This window comes from Methanoregula sp. (assembly GCF_002835825.1).
In the GTDB taxonomy this organism is placed as follows: Archaea; Halobacteriota; Methanomicrobia; order Methanomicrobiales; family Methanospirillaceae; genus Methanoregula.
On sequence record NZ_PIZH01000804.1, the window covers coordinates 1 to 1,005 of the forward strand.

Consider the following 1,005-nt stretch of genomic DNA (forward strand, 5'->3'; position numbering starts at 1 on the left):
GTTGCAGGGATCAACTCCAGAACGACATTGCGGGTCTGCGACGAACTGGTCGAGTCGACATAGATCAGTTTGAGGTACGGTTTGTACCCATCCAGCCCGTAGATATTGAGCATATGATAGCAGTCCACATCGACATTTGAAAAGACCGTGATGCCGGACCCGTCGCCCCCAAATGGGTTCTCTTTGCAGATCGTGCCAAGACAGACCATCCCGCCACCCGGTTTGACGGTAATGGTAACCGTGCCCGTGGCAGCATCCGCGGTTGCGGCAAGGGCGAGGAGGAGAAGGAGGAGAGCCACTCCTGCACGCCGTTTGGAAATACCCATAAGCGATATTGGTACGGGCGCTCTATAAGGGTTGTGCACCCGACGGGGGAAACACCAGCCGGTCAGGCCAAAAAGGGATGACCGGTTTCCGGATTCTCCCGTCATCATCGCACAGGCGTGAGCGCACCGGTAAGGAGATCGTAGTAGAGCCCGTGGATCCGGAGCTGGTTCGCATCAACAGCACGGCGGACGACGGGGTACGTCAGAAGGTGCTCGATCTGGAGCCGTACGTTCTCCTCTTCAATGAGCCGGTAGCGTTCGTCCTCTTCGGCAGGGGTCGTTGGCGGGCTGATCCGGTTGTCCACCCGCTCCTGTGCCAGCCTCGCATGGACGAGCCAGCGGGAGATGGAGCCGTCTCCGGCAGGCCAGTCGAGTGCACGGATGGAAGCACAGCGGGAATGGCCGCAGAGCAGGATCTCCGGGGCTTTGAGCCGGGTGATGGCGAACTCCAGAACCGTTGCGATGCCAGGATCATCCGGGGGGATGATGTTGCCAACATTGCGTATTGAGAAGAGGTCGCCGGCCCGGGTACCGGTGATCCGGCAGGGTTCGATGCGGGAGTCGGCACAGTCGATGAATAGCGCCTTTGGCTTCTGTGCCGCCGCGATAGCAGGGTAATGATCGAGATCTTCTGTGAATTCTTCTTTTTTGAACCTGCGGTTCCCCTCAAGGATCGTGG

General features: G+C 59.0%; 2 protein-coding genes. Both read right to left on the minus strand.

Going from position 1 to position 1,005, the window contains the following annotated elements:
* On the minus strand, positions 1-326 hold a 326-nt coding region (locus tag CW742_RS15330; protein WP_292421915.1), incomplete at its 3' end, for a hypothetical protein.
* Between the two features lie 104 nt (positions 327-430).
* Positions 431-1,005, minus strand: a 575-nt coding sequence (locus tag CW742_RS15335; RefSeq protein WP_342764899.1) for a carbonic anhydrase, incomplete at its 5' end; no start/stop codon positions are given.